The organism is Streptomyces sp. NPDC008163 (genome assembly GCF_042956885.1).
GTDB classification, from domain to species: Bacteria; Actinomycetota; Actinomycetes; order Streptomycetales; family Streptomycetaceae; genus Streptomyces; species Streptomyces drozdowiczii_A.
On the sequence record NZ_JBIBHG010000006.1, the window covers coordinates 271,643 to 285,913 of the forward strand.

Annotated in this window: 13 protein-coding genes; all 13 read right to left on the minus strand. The window is 73.1% G+C overall.

What is annotated here, in order from left to right; genetic code table 11:
* Window positions 1-8: 8 nt before the first annotated feature.
* The 13 genes from ACFZAT_RS16040 to ACFZAT_RS16100 all read right to left on the minus strand — a co-directional run bounded on the left by ACFZAT_RS16040 (window position 9) and on the right by ACFZAT_RS16100 (window position 14,225).
* Complete coding sequence (locus ACFZAT_RS16040; RefSeq protein WP_391264730.1) at window positions 9-689, minus strand: response regulator; 681 nt, start codon at window positions 687-689, stop codon at window positions 9-11.
* Window positions 686-1,945 carry a histidine kinase gene (locus tag ACFZAT_RS16045; protein WP_391265023.1) on the minus strand — a complete coding sequence of 420 codons (1,260 nt, stop codon included), beginning with the start codon at window positions 1,943-1,945 and terminating at the stop codon, window positions 686-688. The genes ACFZAT_RS16040 and ACFZAT_RS16045 overlap by 4 nt, the downstream gene beginning before the upstream one ends.
* A gap of 146 nt (window positions 1,946-2,091) precedes the next feature.
* Window positions 2,092-2,967 carry an alpha/beta fold hydrolase gene (locus tag ACFZAT_RS16050; RefSeq protein ID WP_391264732.1) on the minus strand — a complete coding sequence of 292 codons (876 nt, stop codon included), beginning with the start codon at window positions 2,965-2,967 and terminating at the stop codon, window positions 2,092-2,094.
* Between the two features lie 192 nt (window positions 2,968-3,159).
* The gene (gene kynU, locus ACFZAT_RS16055; protein WP_391264734.1) at window positions 3,160-4,356 is read right to left on the minus strand and encodes a kynureninase; all 1,197 of its coding nucleotides are present in this window, start codon (window positions 4,354-4,356) and stop codon (window positions 3,160-3,162) included.
* The gene (locus tag ACFZAT_RS16060) at window positions 4,349-5,197 is read right to left on the minus strand and encodes a tryptophan 2,3-dioxygenase family protein (RefSeq protein WP_391264737.1); all 849 of its coding nucleotides are present in this window, start codon (window positions 5,195-5,197) and stop codon (window positions 4,349-4,351) included. Before ACFZAT_RS16060 ends, kynU begins: the two co-directional genes overlap by 8 nt.
* Window positions 5,198-5,354: 157 nt before the next feature.
* Window positions 5,355-5,768 (minus strand): DUF3151 family protein, encoded by a 414-nt coding sequence (locus tag ACFZAT_RS16065; RefSeq protein WP_391264739.1) that lies wholly within the window; start codon window positions 5,766-5,768, stop codon window positions 5,355-5,357.
* A 91-nt stretch (window positions 5,769-5,859) separates the two neighbouring features.
* Complete coding sequence (locus ACFZAT_RS16070) at window positions 5,860-7,380, minus strand: DHA2 family efflux MFS transporter permease subunit (protein WP_391264741.1); 1,521 nt, start codon at window positions 7,378-7,380, stop codon at window positions 5,860-5,862.
* A 45-nt stretch (window positions 7,381-7,425) separates the two neighbouring features.
* Entirely contained in the window at window positions 7,426-8,592 is a 1,167-nt protein-coding gene (locus tag ACFZAT_RS16075; protein WP_391264743.1) for an aminotransferase class I/II-fold pyridoxal phosphate-dependent enzyme, read from the minus strand.
* 94 nt (window positions 8,593-8,686) lie between these two features.
* On the minus strand, window positions 8,687-9,709 hold the full coding sequence (gene fbaA / locus ACFZAT_RS16080) for a class II fructose-bisphosphate aldolase (RefSeq protein WP_073966477.1): 1,023 nt from the start codon (window positions 9,707-9,709) through the stop codon (window positions 8,687-8,689).
* A 201-nt stretch (window positions 9,710-9,910) separates the two neighbouring features.
* Window positions 9,911-10,450 (minus strand): orotate phosphoribosyltransferase, encoded by a 540-nt coding sequence (gene pyrE, locus ACFZAT_RS16085; RefSeq protein WP_391264746.1) that lies wholly within the window; start codon window positions 10,448-10,450, stop codon window positions 9,911-9,913.
* A 95-nt stretch (window positions 10,451-10,545) separates the two neighbouring features.
* Complete coding sequence (locus ACFZAT_RS16090) at window positions 10,546-11,343, minus strand: aldose 1-epimerase (protein WP_391264748.1); 798 nt, start codon at window positions 11,341-11,343, stop codon at window positions 10,546-10,548.
* Window positions 11,344-11,364: 21 nt separating this feature from the next.
* Complete coding sequence (locus tag ACFZAT_RS16095) at window positions 11,365-12,507, minus strand: SRPBCC domain-containing protein (protein ID WP_391265024.1); 1,143 nt, start codon at window positions 12,505-12,507, stop codon at window positions 11,365-11,367.
* Window positions 12,508-12,626: 119 nt separating this feature from the next.
* A complete protein-coding gene (locus tag ACFZAT_RS16100; RefSeq protein WP_391264750.1) occupies window positions 12,627-14,225 on the minus strand; it encodes a polyamine aminopropyltransferase in 1,599 nt (532 codons plus the stop codon).
* Between the last annotated feature and the right edge of the window lie 46 nt (window positions 14,226-14,271).

Here is a 14,271-nt window from a genome sequence, read left to right on the forward strand (position 1 = left end):
CACGGTGCTCAGGAAGGGGTGACCAGGCGGGCCTCATAGGCGAAGACGGCTGCCTGGGTGCGGTCGCGGAGACCGAGTTTGACCAGGATGCGGCTCACGTGGGTCTTGATGGTCGACTCGGCGACGACGAGATGTCCGGCGATCTCCGCGTTCGACAGGCCCTGGGCGATGAGGACGAGCACCTCCGTCTCGCGCTCGGTGAGGTCGCCGACCCGGGCCAGGGCCGGAGGGCGGGGAGCGGAGGCGAGTCTGGAGAACTCGGTGATCAGGCGCCGGGTCACGGTGGGGGCCAGCAGCGCCTCGCCGGCGGCGACCACACGTACGCCGTCGGCGAGCTGGCGGGCCGAGGCGTCCTTGAGCAGGAAGCCGGAGGCCCCCGCGCGCAGGGCCTGGTAGACGTATTCGTCGAGGTCGAAGGTGGTGAGGACCAGGACCTTCGCGTCCGCGTCCGCGGTGACGATCTCGCGGGTCGCCTCGATGCCGTTGAGCTCCGGCATGCGGATGTCCATCAGCACCACGTCGGGGCGGAGCGCGGCGACCTGGGAGACGGCCTCGCGGCCGTTCACCGCCTCGCCGACGACCTCGATGCCCGGCATGGCGTTGAGCAGGACCGAGAAGCCCTCGCGGACCATCATCTGGTCGTCCACGATCAGGACCCGGATCGGCGGGGCGGCGGGCTGCGTGGTCATACCTGCTCCTTGAAGGCGCCGGGCGCACCGGGCGCCGTCTGCTGGGCGGGGATGAAGGCCGTGACCTCGTAACCGCCCTCCTCGGTGGCCTCGGCGGTCATCTCGCCGTTCAGCATCGCGACCCGTTCCCGCATGCCGGTGATCCCGTGCCCGGCCCCCGGCGACGGCTTCACCGGAGCGGTCGGCGGTCCGTTGACCACGCGCAGGCCGAGCCCGCCGAGGACGTAGCCGATCTCGACCCTGGCCGTGGCGCCCGGGGCGTGCCGCAGGCTGTTGCTGAGCGCCTCCTGGATGATGCGGTACGCCGACAGCTCGACGCCCGGGGGCAGTTCACGGACCGCCCCGGTCACCGCCTTCTCCGTCACCAGGCCCGCGTCCCCGACATTGGCGAGCAGCCGGTCGAGGTCGGCGAGGGTGGGCTGCGGCGCGTCCGGTGCCTCGTAGTCGTCGGCCCGGACGACGCCGAGGACCCGGCGCAGTTCGGTGAGCGCGGCCACGGCGTTCTCCCGGATCGTGACGAACGCCTGCTCCAGCTCGGGTGGCGGGTTCTCCACCCGGTACGGGGCGGCCTCGGCCTGGATGGCGACGACGGACATGTGGTGGGCGACCACGTCGTGGAGTTCGCGGGCGATCGTGGTGCGCTCCTCCAGCAGCGTGCGCCGGTCGCGCTCGACGGCGGTGACGGTGCGCTGCACGGTGACCTCGCGCTGCGCCTCCCGCCGTACCTGGACCAGGCTCACCACGAGCAGCGCGAACGCCGAGACCACGGCCATGCCCGCGGTGTTCGGCCCGCCGGCCCCGCCGGTGACGACGCCCTCCACGACCAGGCCCAGCAGCAGCGTGAGCACCCACATCCAGGCGGCGGTGCGCGGCCGGGTCCTGGCCGCGACGACGAACAGCACCACCAGGTGGGAGATGAAGACGCTCGGCGACCACGGTTCGTAGCCGCCCACCACCACGCTCACCGGCATCAGAACCATCGACATCCAGAACGCCCCGACGGGCCTGATCAGCGTCATCGCCACGCAGACGGCGGGCAGCAGCCCGGACAGCAGGACCCCGGCGTTGCCGGTGACCGTGAACCCCGCCATGAAGGTGATCAGCGCGACGCCCAGCACCACCGCGTGCGGGGTCCACGCGGCCCGTGCCGCGAGCCGCCGCGGCAGCCGTCCGGTCAGGGGCCCGTCCGTGCGCATCGGCCCCATCGGCCGGTAGGCGAAGGCGTCCTCGAAGAGGTCTTCCCGGAGGTCGTCCATGGCACGCGCGGCGAGCCGTAGCTCCGGGCTTCTGGTCTTGGTCTCGGTCACGCCTCAACGGTAGGCGGGGCGGCGGGCCGGGTCGTCAGCAGTGGTGCGGATTCCCGGCCGTCCGTCGCAAGTACTACGCGCCTGCCGCCACGCGTCTACCAGGCGAGCTGAGCGATCTCTTCCGCGACCACCGCGCACGCGTCCGCGGCCGGGTCGATCAGCGGGAAGTGGCCGACGTCCGGCAGCAGGGTCAGCCCCACCGTCTCGCCCTCCTTCGCCGCCGCGTCCACAAACGCCTCGGAGACGGCCGCCGGGACCGTGAGGTCCGTCGTGCCCTGGACGACGGCGGTCGCGATGCCCGTGGGCAGCAGCCGGGACGGATCGGCGTACGCACTCCGCTCGGCGAAGTCCTCCTCCGTTCCCAGCAGCTGTCCGACCGCCCCCGAGCACACGTCGAGGGCGACCGCCGAGCCGAAGTCCGCGATCGGCGCCAGCGCCACCACGCCCCGCAGTGCGGGCGGCCTCGCGAGCCGCCACGGCGAACCCTCCGGCAGGACGTGCCGGGCGGCGGCCCACAGGGCCAGCTGCCCGCCCGCCGAGTGCCCGGTGACGACGATCCGACGGACGTCCGCCGCCGGCAACTCCCGCGCCAGCAGCTCCGGCAGCGCGTCCATCGCGGCGGCGACGTCGTCGAAGGTCTCCGGCCAGCGCCCCGCCACCGGGCCGGTCCCGCGCTGCTGCGGGAGCTCGCTGCCGCGCCGGTACTCCACACTGGCCACGGCGAACCCGCGCCGCGCCAGGAAGTCCGCGAACGGCGACACATGGGCCCGGTCGAACGGAGCCCGCCACGCGCCGCCGTGCAGCACGACCACGACCGGCGCGCCGGTGAGGCCCCCACGCGGGGCGTAGAAGTCGATGACCTGGTCGGGGTGGCTGCCGTAGGCGGCGGACGCGTCGGGGGCGACGGCCGGATGCGAGAAGGCCGACTCGGTCTCGGCGGCGTCCCGCTCGCGCGCGGCGGAATCCGACATCCTGCTCCCACCCTCCCTGTCGTCCGGCCCAACTGGCCTGACCTGCGGGGACGGTACCAGTACGGCAGAGGACCCCGATCACCGGGAATCGGCACCCCCGGTCCCGCGTCGAAGCCCGTGCACGGCACCTGCCCCGCGACATGGCGCCGTCCGGTGACCGGGGCGAGCCGGTCACCGGACGGATGCGGCAGCCTACGCCGCCGGAGCGCCCAGAACCTCCGCGAGCACCCGCGCCGCGCGTTCCGCGTCCGCGAACCCCACGTACAGCGGTGTGAAACCGAACCGCAGCACATCGGGGCGGCGCAGGTCCCCGACGACACCGCGCGCGATCAGCTCGGCCATCACGGGCTCGGCGTCGTCGCACCGCAGCGCGACCTGGCTGCCCCGTTCCGCGTGGGCGGTCGGGGTGACCGAGGTGACCCGCCCCTCGGGGGCGTACGCCTCGACGCACTCCAGGAAGAAGTCCGTCAGGGCCAGGGACTTGGCCCGGACCGCCTCGATCCCGACACCGTCCCAGACGTCGAGGGACGCCTCCAGGGCCAGCATGGACAGGATGTCGGGCGTGCCGACCCGGCCCCGGACCGCTCCGTCCGCCGGGGTGTATCCGGGCGTCATCGCGAACGGGTCCGCATGCGACGTCCACCCCGGAAGAGGCGAGTCGAAGGACGCCTGGTGGCGCTCGGCGACGTACAGGTAGGCGGGCGAACCGGGGCCGCCGTTGAGGTACTTGTACGTGCAGCCGACCGCGAGGTCCACGTCGTGCTCGTCCAGGCCGACGGGGAGCGCGCCCGCGCTGTGGCACAGGTCCCAGACGGCGATCGCGCCCGCGGCCCGCACCGCGGCGGTCAGCCCCGGCAGGTCGTGCAGCCGGCCCGAGCGGTAGTCGACGTGGTTGAGCAGGACGGCGGCGGTCCGCGGACCGAGCGCGTCCGGTACGTCGGCGGGGGCGACCGGGACGATGCGGTGACCGGTCATCCGGGCCGCCGAAGCGGCGATGTAGCCGTCGGTGGGGAACGTCTGCGCGTCGACCAGGATCTCTTCGCGGCCCTCCGGCGCCAGCCGGGTCGCGGCGACGAGGGCCTTGAAGACGTTCACGCTGGTCGAGTCCCCGACGACGATCTGGCCGGCCGCCGCACCGACGATCGGGGCGATGCGGTCACCGATCCGTTCCGGCGCCGTCCACCAGCCGCTCTCGCCCCAGGACCGGATGCGCAGCTCACCCCACTCGCGGGTGAGGACCTCCTGCACCCGGGCGGGCACGTGGCGCGGCAGCGCGCCGAGCGAGTTGCCGTCCAGGTAGACGGTGTCGTCCAGGGTGAACAGCCCGCGCAGCGGTGCGAGGGTGTCCTCGGTGTCGAGCGCCTGTGCGCGCTCCTGCAGGTCAGACATGGCTGCGGGCCGTCCAGAGCTCGGGGAACACGTTCTTCGTGGCGCGCTTCTCCAGCCAGGCCACGCCGGCCGAGCCGCCGGTGCCGGTCTTGGAGCCCATGGCCCGCCGGGTCGCGAGGAGATGGTCGTTGCGCCATCGCCACACCAGCTCGCCCACATCGGTGAGCACCTCGCCGAGGCGGACCAGTTCGTCGTTCTGGTCCGGGTTGGCGTAGATCTCCGCCCAGACGGCCTCGACCTCGGGCGACGGCTCGTACTTCTGGGTCAGGTCCCGGCCGAGTACGGACTCCGGGATCGCGTGCCCGCGCCGGGCGAGCAGGGCGAGGGCCTCGTCGTACAGGCCGGGCTCCGCGAGGGCCTTCTCCAGCTCCGCGTGGACACGGGGCGCGCCCCGGTGCGGCACCAGCATGGACGCGGACTTGTCGCCGAGCAGGAACTCCATCCGCCGGTACATCGCCGACTGGAAACCGGAACCTTCGCCGAGCGAGGACCGGTAGGAGTTGAACTGGGCGGGGGTGAGCTGGGCGAGCGGTGTCCAGGAGGCGTTCAGGGCCTCCAGTTCGCGCAGCGACCGCTTCAGCGCGTCCTGCGCGACGTCCAGGCGGTCCTCGCGCATCGCGTGCGCGGCGGTCTCCCACTCATGGACGATGACGGTGAACCACAGTTCCATGACCTGGGTGGTGACCAGGAAGACCATCTCGCCGGGATCGTCCGAGCGGAGGTGCTGGAGGTGGGTCAGGACATCCGCCTGGACATAGTCCTCGTACGGAGTCGTGCCCGCGAAGTCGAGGTGCGGGGTCGCCGCACCGGTGGCTTCGGGGTCGGGGTGAATCGTCGACATCGCTGTCTCCTCGACACGAGCTTCCGGGTAGCGGTCCGCCCCTTCCCCTCGGAAGTGGAGCCCCGGTCCCCTGTTCGCATCCTAAACGCCTGCTCCGGACACGCGCAGGCCCCGCAGTCGCGGATGCGGAACTGCGGGGCCTGCGGTACGGCGTCGACTAGCCGAGGGTCTCGGCGGCGGTCGGCGAGGAGTCGCGGAGGAACGTCGAGCAGCGCTCGTACTCCTCCTGCTCGCCGATGGCCTGCGCGGCCCGGGCGAGGGCGTGCAGCGCGCGGAGGAAGCCGCGGTTCGGCTCGTGCTCGAACGGCACGGGGCCGTGGCCCTTCCAGCCGGCCCGGCGCAGCGCGTCGAGGCCGCGGTGGTAGCCGGTGCGGGCGTAGGCGTACGACTCGATGACCCGGCCGCCCTCGAACGCCTCGTCGGCGAGCTGTGCCCAGGCCAGCGAGGAGGTCGGGTACTTCGCCGCGACGTCGGTGGGCGCGGTGCCGGCGGCGAGCAGCTCGCGCGGCTCCGGGTCGTCGGGCAGGTGGGTCGGGGGCGGGCCCCCGAGCAGGTTCTCGTGGATCGACATGCTCCCAGTGTGCCTGGCACGGGGCCCCGCCGAGGACCCGGCGGGTATGAATCCGGCCCGGTCCGTGCAGCCGGCGGACCCGCCGCCTCCGTCACCCCCCGGCGTCCGGCCGGGCGGTCTCCGGCGCGGGTTCCAGCGGCGGGCTCGTGACGCCGCAGTGCACCGCGCACTCGGGCCGCGCGCTGTCCTCCACGGGGGCGGGCGTGCGAACGGTCGCCCAGGCGATCAGCGCGCCGAGCACCAGCAGCCCGGCGCACATCGGCATCGCCCGCCGGAACGTCGCGGCGAACTCCCCGGCGTCCCGGTACGCCTCCGGCCCCATCCCGGCGAGCAGCGGCAGCGCGGCCACCGCGATCAGGCCGGCGGCGCGTGCGGCGGCGTTGTTGATGCCGCTGGCCAGCCCGGCCCGCCCGGTGTCCACGGAGGCCAGCACGGTCGCGGTGAGGGGCGCCACGACGGTGACGAGACCGACGCCCAGGACGGCCACGGCGGGCAGTACGTCGGTCAGGTAGCCGGTGACGGAGTCGGAGCCCTCCCCCACGCGCAGCATCAGCAGCATGCCCGCGGCGGCGATCAGCGGCCCTGCGGTGAGCGGGATGCGCGGGCCGATGCGCTGGCCCAGCTCGCCCGAAGCGGCCGAGAACAGCAGCATGAGGAGGGTGGTCGGCAGCAGTGCGGTGCCCGCGCCCAGCGCCGAGTAACCGGCGACGACCTGGAGCTGGATCGCGGAGAGGAAGAAGTAGCCGCCGAGCGCCGCGTACACGCACAGGGTGACGATGTTGACGGCGGTGAACTGCCGTGACGCGAACACCGACGGCGGCAGCATCGGATGTGCCCGCCTCCGTTCGAGCTGCACGAAGGCGGCGCCGAGGAGCACCCCGCCCAGCGCCGACCCGATCACGGCCGGAGAGGCGCCCTGCCCCGGCGCCCCGATCAGCGCGTACGTCACCAGTGCGAGCGCGAGGGCGCCGAGGGCCGCCCCGGCGACGTCGAAGCGCCCCTCGGCGTTCGGATCCCGGGACTCCGGTACGTGGCGCAGCGCGACGGGCACGCAGACGGCGGCGAGCGGCAGGTTGAGCAGGAACACCCAGCGCCAGCCCGGCCCGTCCACCAGCCAGCCGCCCAGGAACGGCCCGACGGCCGCGCCGACCCCGCCGAATCCGGACCACAGCCCGACCGCGCGGGCCCGGTCGTCGGGGTGGAAGCTCGCCTGGATCAGGGCCAGCGAGCCGGGTGTCAGCAGCGCGCCGCCGACCCCTTGGAGGGCGCGGGCGGCGATGAGCACGGGGGCGTTCGGCGCGAGGCCGCAGACCAGTGAGGCGGCGGCGAACCAGATGACACCGACCACGAAGACCCGCCTGCGCCCGTAGCGGTCGCCGAGCGCCCCGCCGAGCAGGATCAGCCCGGCGAGGGTCAGCATGTAGGCGTTGACCGTCCACTGGAGCGCGGCCAGGTCGGTGCCCAGGTCGTCGCCGATGCGGGGCAGGGCGACATTGATGACGGTGGAGTCGAGCATCGCCATGCTCGACCCGAGCACCGTTGTCAGGACGACCCAGCGCCCGGCGGCGGAGGCCACCCGGATCGAGGGCCCGTCCGCTTCGCTCTTCTCCATGGCCTCAGCATCGTCGGCACCCGGCCGAAGGGCCACCGGGAGTCCTCAGGAATCGACCCGGACCGCCTCGATGCCCCGGATCAGCGCGTCGAGCCCCGCCTGGACCTTGCTCCGGGCGCACCCCACGTTCAGCCGCACGAAGCCCTCGGCCCCGTACGTGCTGCCCGGCATCACCGCGACCCGCTCCCGCTCGATCAGGACACGCTGCAACGCCTCGTCGTCCCGGACGCCGGCGCGCCGCAGATCGATCCAGGCCAGGTATCCGGCCTGCGGCGGCTCCCACTCCAGGGCCGGGAACGCGGTGTTCAGCCGGTCGGCGACCAGGGCCAGGTTCTCCGCGACGTACGCGCGTACCGCGTCCAGCCACGGCCCGCCCTCCCGGTAGGCGGCGATGTGCGCGGTCAGCGAGAGCACCGCCGGTGAGGCGAGGCCCTCCGCCGTCTCCATACGGCGCAGATACTCGGTCCGGTCCTCGGGCCGCCCGATGAGGCCGTACGAACCGGTCAGCGCGGGGAAGTTGAACGACTTCGAGGCCGAGCTGATGACCGCCCAGCGCGCGTCGCCGCCGACCCGGGTCCACGGCACGTGCGGGAGCCCGTTGTGCACGAAGTCCGCGTGGATCTCGTCGCTGATCACCGCCACGCCGTGGCGCGCGGCGAGTTCGGCCATCCCGGCGAGCTCCGCCTCCGTCCACACCCGGCCGGACGGATTGTGCGGGGAGCAGACCACGAGGACCTTGCTGTCCGGCCGCGCGAGCTCCCGCTCCAGCGCGTCGGAGTTCCCCAGCGGCACGCCCCGCAGCTCCCGTCCGAGCCCGTGGATCGCCTTGCGGAAACCGTCGTACGTGGGCGTGTGCAGGACCACCCCATCACCCTCGGCGGTCCACATCTGGAGCAGCTGCGAGAGCTGGCTGAGCACCGACGGCCCGTACACCAGGCTCCCGGTGTCGATCTCGGTGCCGTACCGCGTCGCATACCAGTGGGCGACGGCCGACCGGAAGTCGCCCAGTCGCCAGTCCGTGTAGCCGAGCACGCCGTGTTCGAGGCGGGTACGCAGGGCGGCCAGCACCTCGGGGGCGGTCTCGAAGTCCATGTCGGAGATGGTGAACGGCAGCAGCCCGTCCACCCCGAAGCGGTCCGCGACCCCGTCCCACTGGACGCACCAGGTTCCGCGGCGGTCGATCACGGTGTCGAAGTCGTAGGACGTGCTCACAGCTGTTCCCTCGGGTCGTGCGTGACGGATCCGGACATGCCGTGGGCCCGGCACCCCGAGGGGTGCCGGGCCCACGGCACACATCCGTACCGGATTACTTCAGCTTGGTGCCGGTGGAGCGCAGGTTGGCGCACGCCTCCGTGACGCGCTTGGCCATGCCGCCCTCGGCGGACTTGCCCCAGCTGCGCGGGTCGTAGACCTTCTTGTTGCCGACCTCGCCGTCGACCTTCAGCACGCCGTCGTAGTTGCGGAACATGTGGTCCACGATCGGGCGGGTGAAGGCGTACTGGGTGTCGGTGTCGAGGTTCATCTTCACAACGCCGTTCTCCAGCGCGGTGGTGATCTCCTCGGCGGTCGAGCCGGAGCCGCCGTGGAAGACGAAGTCGAACGGCGACGTCTTGCCGTACTTGGCGCCGACGCCCTCCTGAAGGTCCTTGAGGAGCTCCGGACGCAGGACGACGTTGCCCGGCTTGTAGACACCGTGCACGTTGCCGAACGAGGCGGCCAGCAGGTAACGGCCCTTCTCGCCCAGACCCAGCGCCTCGGCGGTGCGCAGCGCGTCGTCCACGGTCGTGTAGAGCTCGTCGTTGATCTCGTGGGTGACGCCGTCCTCCTCGCCACCGGTCGGGGTGATCTCGACCTCAAGGATGATCTTGGCGGCGGCGGCCTTGGCCAGCAGCTCCTGGCCGATGGCCAGGTTGTCGGCCAGCGTCTCGGCCGAGCCGTCCCACATGTGCGACTGGAACAGCGGGTTCAGACCCTTGGCGACGCGCTCGGCGGAGATGTCGAGCAGCGGGCGGACGTAGCCGTCCAGCTTGTCCTTGGGGCAGTGGTCGGTGTGCAGCGCGACGGTGACGTCGTACTTGGCGGCGACGATGTGCGCGAACTCGGCGAGGGCAACGGCGCCCGTGACCATGTCCTTGTTGTACTGGCCGCCCAGGAACTCCGCGCCGCCGGTCGAGATCTGCACGATGCCGTCGCTCTCGGCCTCCGCGAAGCCGCGCAGGGCGGCGTGCAGGGTCTGGGTCGACGTCACGTTGATGGCCGGGTAGGCGAACTTGCCTGCCTTCGCCCGGTCGAGCATCTCGGCGTATGCCTCGGGGGTTGCGATGGGCATCTGTCCGCTCCTTGGGATGTGCGGGTGTGCGTTGCTGGGTCCCTGACCTGGGGGCGACGTCATCGTCGCCCCCATCTTCCCAGACTCTGCTTCCGGCTCCACCCGGCGGTGTCCCCCAGGATCGGGGGCGTCCGTTCGCAGGGATACGACAAAGGCGGTCGGTTTCACGTGAAACCGACCGCCTCCGGAGAAACCCGCAGGTCACGCCAGGTCGAGGTCCGCGACCGTGTAGACGTGGACGTACGGAAGGCCCGCCTCGGCGATGGCCGGGGCGGCACCGCGCTCCACGATCACGGCCACGGCCACGACCTCGCCGCCGGCCTCGCGGACGGCCTCGACGGCGGTGAGCGGCGAGCCGCCGGTCGTCGAGGTGTCCTCGACGACGAGGCAGCGACGGCCCTTCACGTCCGTGCCCTCGATCCGGCGCTGCATCCCGTGGGCCTTCTGCGCCTTGCGGACGACGAAGGCGTCCAGCTCCTGGCCACGGGCCGCGGAGGCGTGCAGCATCGACGTGGCGACCGGGTCGGCGCCGAGCGTCAGCCCGCCCACGCAGTCGTAGTCCAGCTCGGCCGTCGCGTCGAGCATGACCTGGCCGACCATCGGGGCGGCCTTGCCGTCCAGCGTGATGCGGCGCAGATCGATGTACCAGTCGGCCTCCAGGCCGGAGGAGAGCGTCACCTTGCCGTGAACCACGGCCTTGTCCTTGATCTGCTGGAGCAGCTCAGCACGTACGTCAGTCATGGCTACGAGGATAAGGCGCGCGTTTTCCGCGGCGGCCCGCCCGAGGCCGAGGCCCGCCCGGGACCGCGGCCCGCCCGCCGGACGGAGCCCTGCGCTCAGAGCCGGCGCCAGCTCCAGGTGGTGGCGATCTCCAGCGGCTCGATCGGAGTGACATAGCGGGGGTCGGTGTTCAGCCCGTTCGGCGGCCCCGACTGCGGCTCCACGCAGACGGCCTCGTCCTGCTCGTCATAGATCACGACCCACTCGGACCGGCTCTTCACCGTCAGCTCCAGCCGCTGCGGCCAGGTGAGGGTGACGTCGACACCGTCCGGCATTCCGAAGCAGTCGTCCCACGGGCCGGCCAGCGGCGGGATCCGGCGGCCGGTCGGCAAGTGGTTCTCGCCGCGCTCCTCCTGCCAGGCGGCGTCGAAGTCGATACGGACCTCCTCGCCGCTGTCGAGGCGGCGGCGGAACCACGGGTGCCAGCCCGCCTGGGCCGGGAAGGAGTCCCCGTACGTCTCGATGCCGAAGGCCAAGGTGAGGGAGTCCTCGGCCAGTTCGAAGGTCTGGGTCACCCGGCCCGGGTACGGCCAGGGGTCGGCCAGGTCGTAATAGAACGACGCCTGGGTCCCGGTCCCCAGGGCGGTGTGCCACGCCGTGTCGCGGCCGGTCCCGTGGATGGCGTGCGGCGGAGCGGTCAGCGGCAACTGGTGGAGGACGCCACCGTCGCGGAACTGTCCGTTCTCGGTCCGGCCGCACCACGGCACCATCGGGAAGCAGCCGTACCGCTCCCCCTGCCGCAGCAGTTCGGTACCGCCGATCCGCAGGCTGCTGATCCGGCAGCCGTTGGCGGGGTTCACGGTCAACTCTGTGTCGCCGACGGAGAGCCGGACGTCCTTCTCGCTACTGCTCACGGGACGACCCTACTGGCGCCGCTACCTCCGGCGCCGCAGCGCCCGGCTGACGACCACCGCCGAGGCAAGGGCCAGCGCGGCGGCCGGGGCGACCCAGCGCAGCGTCGCACCCGCACCGCCCGAATCCGGCGAGGGCACGGGGGCGTACCGGCCGCGCGGCGGGGCGTGGTCGACCTCCTCCGCACTGCGCCCGATCATGGTGCGCCGGGCATGCGCGGCCTCGGCAGGCGGCCCGTCCGGCACGGTGAACTCGATCCCGGCGACCGGGTCCAGCGACGACGGCGGGATGGGCGCGTCAAAAAGGGACTCCCGGTCCTCCGACGGCTCCCCGTCCTGTGCCCCGTCCTGTTCCGCGCCCCGCTCCCCCGGCTGCTCCACGCCCGGCGCCTCGTCGGGGGCGGCCTCGTGGGTCGGCAGCGACTCCTCGGCACCGCTCAGGGGGCCGGAGCCGCTGAGCGGGGAGCCGGCCGAGGGCTCGGGGCCGGTCTGGTCCGCGTCCTCGGCAGCCTCTTCGAGCGCCTTCTCCACGGCCTCCCCGACGGCCAGCTCATCGGCGGTGACCTCCGCGGCACCCGGCGTCCCGGCCGCGCCGGCGGAAGCCCCGTCGGTGGAGGTCCTGTCACCCGCAGCCCCGTCGCCCGGGGCCCCCGCCGCGCTGCCGGTGCCCGGCGCGCCTCCCGCCCCGCCGCCCCACGCCTCGTCGGCCGCGCCCTCGCCCTGGGCGGCCAGCGACTCCGTCACGAGCTGCTGGGCGAACCGGTCCAGCAGGCGGTGGGCCGTCGACAGCGCCGCGGCCGGCTCCAGGTCCCGCAGACGGCCGTCACCGGTCGCGCCGCCCTCGAAGGCGATCGACGTGCCCTCGTCGCCCTCCGTCAGCCGAAGGGTCAGGGACAGCTTCACGGAGCCGCCGCCCCGGGCCTCCGCGCCCTCGCCCTCCACCAGGACGGCGTGCACGGAGTCCACGTCCGGGTCGCCCGGCAACGGCGTGAGGCGCAGGGTGCCCCGGTACGTGATGGTGTGGCCGCCGGCCCGGATTCTGAGCCGGCCCTCCAAGGGGCCCGCCGACGCGTCGGCGTCCTGCTGGAATCCCGGTACACAGCGGGCTACCCGGACGGGGTCGCCCAGCGTCCGCCGCAGGGCCGGGACCGGAACCGGAACGAACACCTCATGCTCCATGGTGAACGAGCCTACTCAGCCCCAGCCGTCCCGTCAGCGCTTCCGCCCCCGCGACCGCCCCCGCACCCCGTCACCTCGCTCACCCGCGACCGCCCGGCTGCCGCACCTCACCGCTCCTCCCAGTAGCGCGGGTGCACCAGCGTCGACGGCGCGAGGCCGGACAGCCGCCCGGCCTCCGCGCTGCGCCCCGCGTCCAGCAGCCCCGGCACGCTCAGGGAGCGCAGCGCGGGCGCGTCCGGGGCCAGGCCGAGCGTGGGCGTCGCCGCCGTCCCGGCCAGCAGGAACCCCCAGCCGCGGTCCCCGTCCGCACTGCTCCCCGCCCGGTCGGGGCCGATCGTGAAGCCCGACCGGCGGCCGTGAATCAGGTAGGGGCGCGGACGCAGCCCGGCGGCCCGCATGGACGCCTCGACCGTCCAGTAGGTGCGCGGTCGCACGACGGGCGGTCCCGCGTGCACCGCGAGCCGTCCCCCCGGTGCGAGGGCCTCGGCGACCAGGCCGTAGAACTCCGCCGAGTAGAGCTTCGTGCCGGCGGAGATCCCGGGATCCGGGAGGTCGGAGATCACCACGTCGTAGCGCCCGCGGGCGGTCCGCAGCCAGGTGAACGCGTCCCCGGTCACCGTCGTCACACGGGGGTCGTCCAGCGCGTGCGCGTTCAGCGCGGAGAGCGCGTGGTCCGTACGGGCCAGTCGGGTGACGGCCGGGTCCAGCTCGACCAGGGTCACGCTCCGGACGTCCGGGTAGCGCAGCACCTCCCGCGCGGCCAGCCCGTCCCCGCCGCCCAGGATCAGCACCCGGGCGTGCGTCCCCTTCATCGCCGGGTGCACCAGCGCCTCGTGGTACCGGTACTCGTCGCGGGAACTGACCCGCAGCCGTCCGTCCAGATAGAGGTCCAGGGAGCTGCGCCCCGCCCCGGTCAGCACGACCTCCTGCACATCGGTCTGCACGGCGACCCGCACCTGGTCCCCGTACACCGCGCGGCGCGCCGCGCGCTCGAAGTCGTCGGCCAGCAGCGCGGCCGTGGCCAGCACCGCGATCACCGTGACGTTGGCCGCGATCAGCAGCCACCGCGTCCTGGGGATCAGGTCCCGCCGGAACACCCACAGCACCAGCGCCCCGCCCGCCGCCGCGTTCACCGCGCCGGTCAGCAGCGCCCCGGTGAGCTGGCCCAGCATCGGCAGCAGCAGGAACGGGAAGGCGAGGCCACCGACGAGCGCGCCCACGTAGTCCGCCGCGAAGAGATCGGCGACGGCCCCGCCCGCGTCCTGCCGGTCCACCCGCTGGATCAGCGTCATCAACAGGGGGATCTCCGCGCCGATCAGGATGCCGATCGTCAGCGAGAATCCGACCAGCGCGTACCGCGACTCTCCGAACCAGGCGAACGAGGCGTAGAGCACCAGCGCCGAGAAGCCTCCCACCAGGGCGAGCGCCGCCTCGATCAGCCCGAAGCCCACCGCCGCCCGGTTGCGTAAACGTTTCGCGAGCAGCGAGCCGATCCCCATCGCGAACACCATCACGGAGAGCACGACGGACGCCTGGGTGACCGAGTCACCGATCAGATAGGAGGCGAGCGCCACCAGTTCGAGTTCGTACACCAGTCCGCAGGCGGCACAGACGAAGACGGCGGCCAGCACGAGGTACCGACCTGTCCTCGGCCTGACGGGAAGCCGCGCCGCGCCCCCTCGCAGCGACACCTGGTGGTCGATCATGCCGCGAACGCTACGTCACTGATCGCTTGCCGCTTGTCACCCACAA

Bases quoted from the DNA above. Each gene is read 5' to 3' on its own strand.
- pyrE (WP_391264746.1), bottom strand. From the start codon at position 10,450: ATGACTGACGTACGTGCTGAGCTGCTCCAGCAGATCAAGGACAAGGCC.
- fbaA (WP_073966477.1), bottom strand. From the start codon at position 9,709: ATGCCCATCGCAACCCCCGAGGCATACGCCGAGATGCTCGACCGGGCG.
- ACFZAT_RS16040 (WP_391264730.1), bottom strand. From the start codon at position 689: ATGACCACGCAGCCCGCCGCCCCGCCGATCCGGGTCCTGATCGTGGAC.
- ACFZAT_RS16070 (WP_391264741.1), bottom strand. From the start codon at position 7,380: ATGGAGAAGAGCGAAGCGGACGGGCCCTCGATCCGGGTGGCCTCCGCC.
- ACFZAT_RS16100 (WP_391264750.1), bottom strand. From the start codon at position 14,225: ATGATCGACCACCAGGTGTCGCTGCGAGGGGGCGCGGCGCGGCTTCCC.
- ACFZAT_RS16045 (WP_391265023.1), bottom strand. From the start codon at position 1,945: ATGGACGACCTCCGGGAAGACCTCTTCGAGGACGCCTTCGCCTACCGG.
- ACFZAT_RS16065 (WP_391264739.1), bottom strand. From the start codon at position 5,768: ATGTCGATCCACGAGAACCTGCTCGGGGGCCCGCCCCCGACCCACCTG.
- ACFZAT_RS16050 (WP_391264732.1), bottom strand. From the start codon at position 2,967: ATGTCGGATTCCGCCGCGCGCGAGCGGGACGCCGCCGAGACCGAGTCG.
- ACFZAT_RS16060 (WP_391264737.1), bottom strand. From the start codon at position 5,197: ATGTCGACGATTCACCCCGACCCCGAAGCCACCGGTGCGGCGACCCCG.
- kynU (WP_391264734.1), bottom strand. From the start codon at position 4,356: ATGTCTGACCTGCAGGAGCGCGCACAGGCGCTCGACACCGAGGACACC.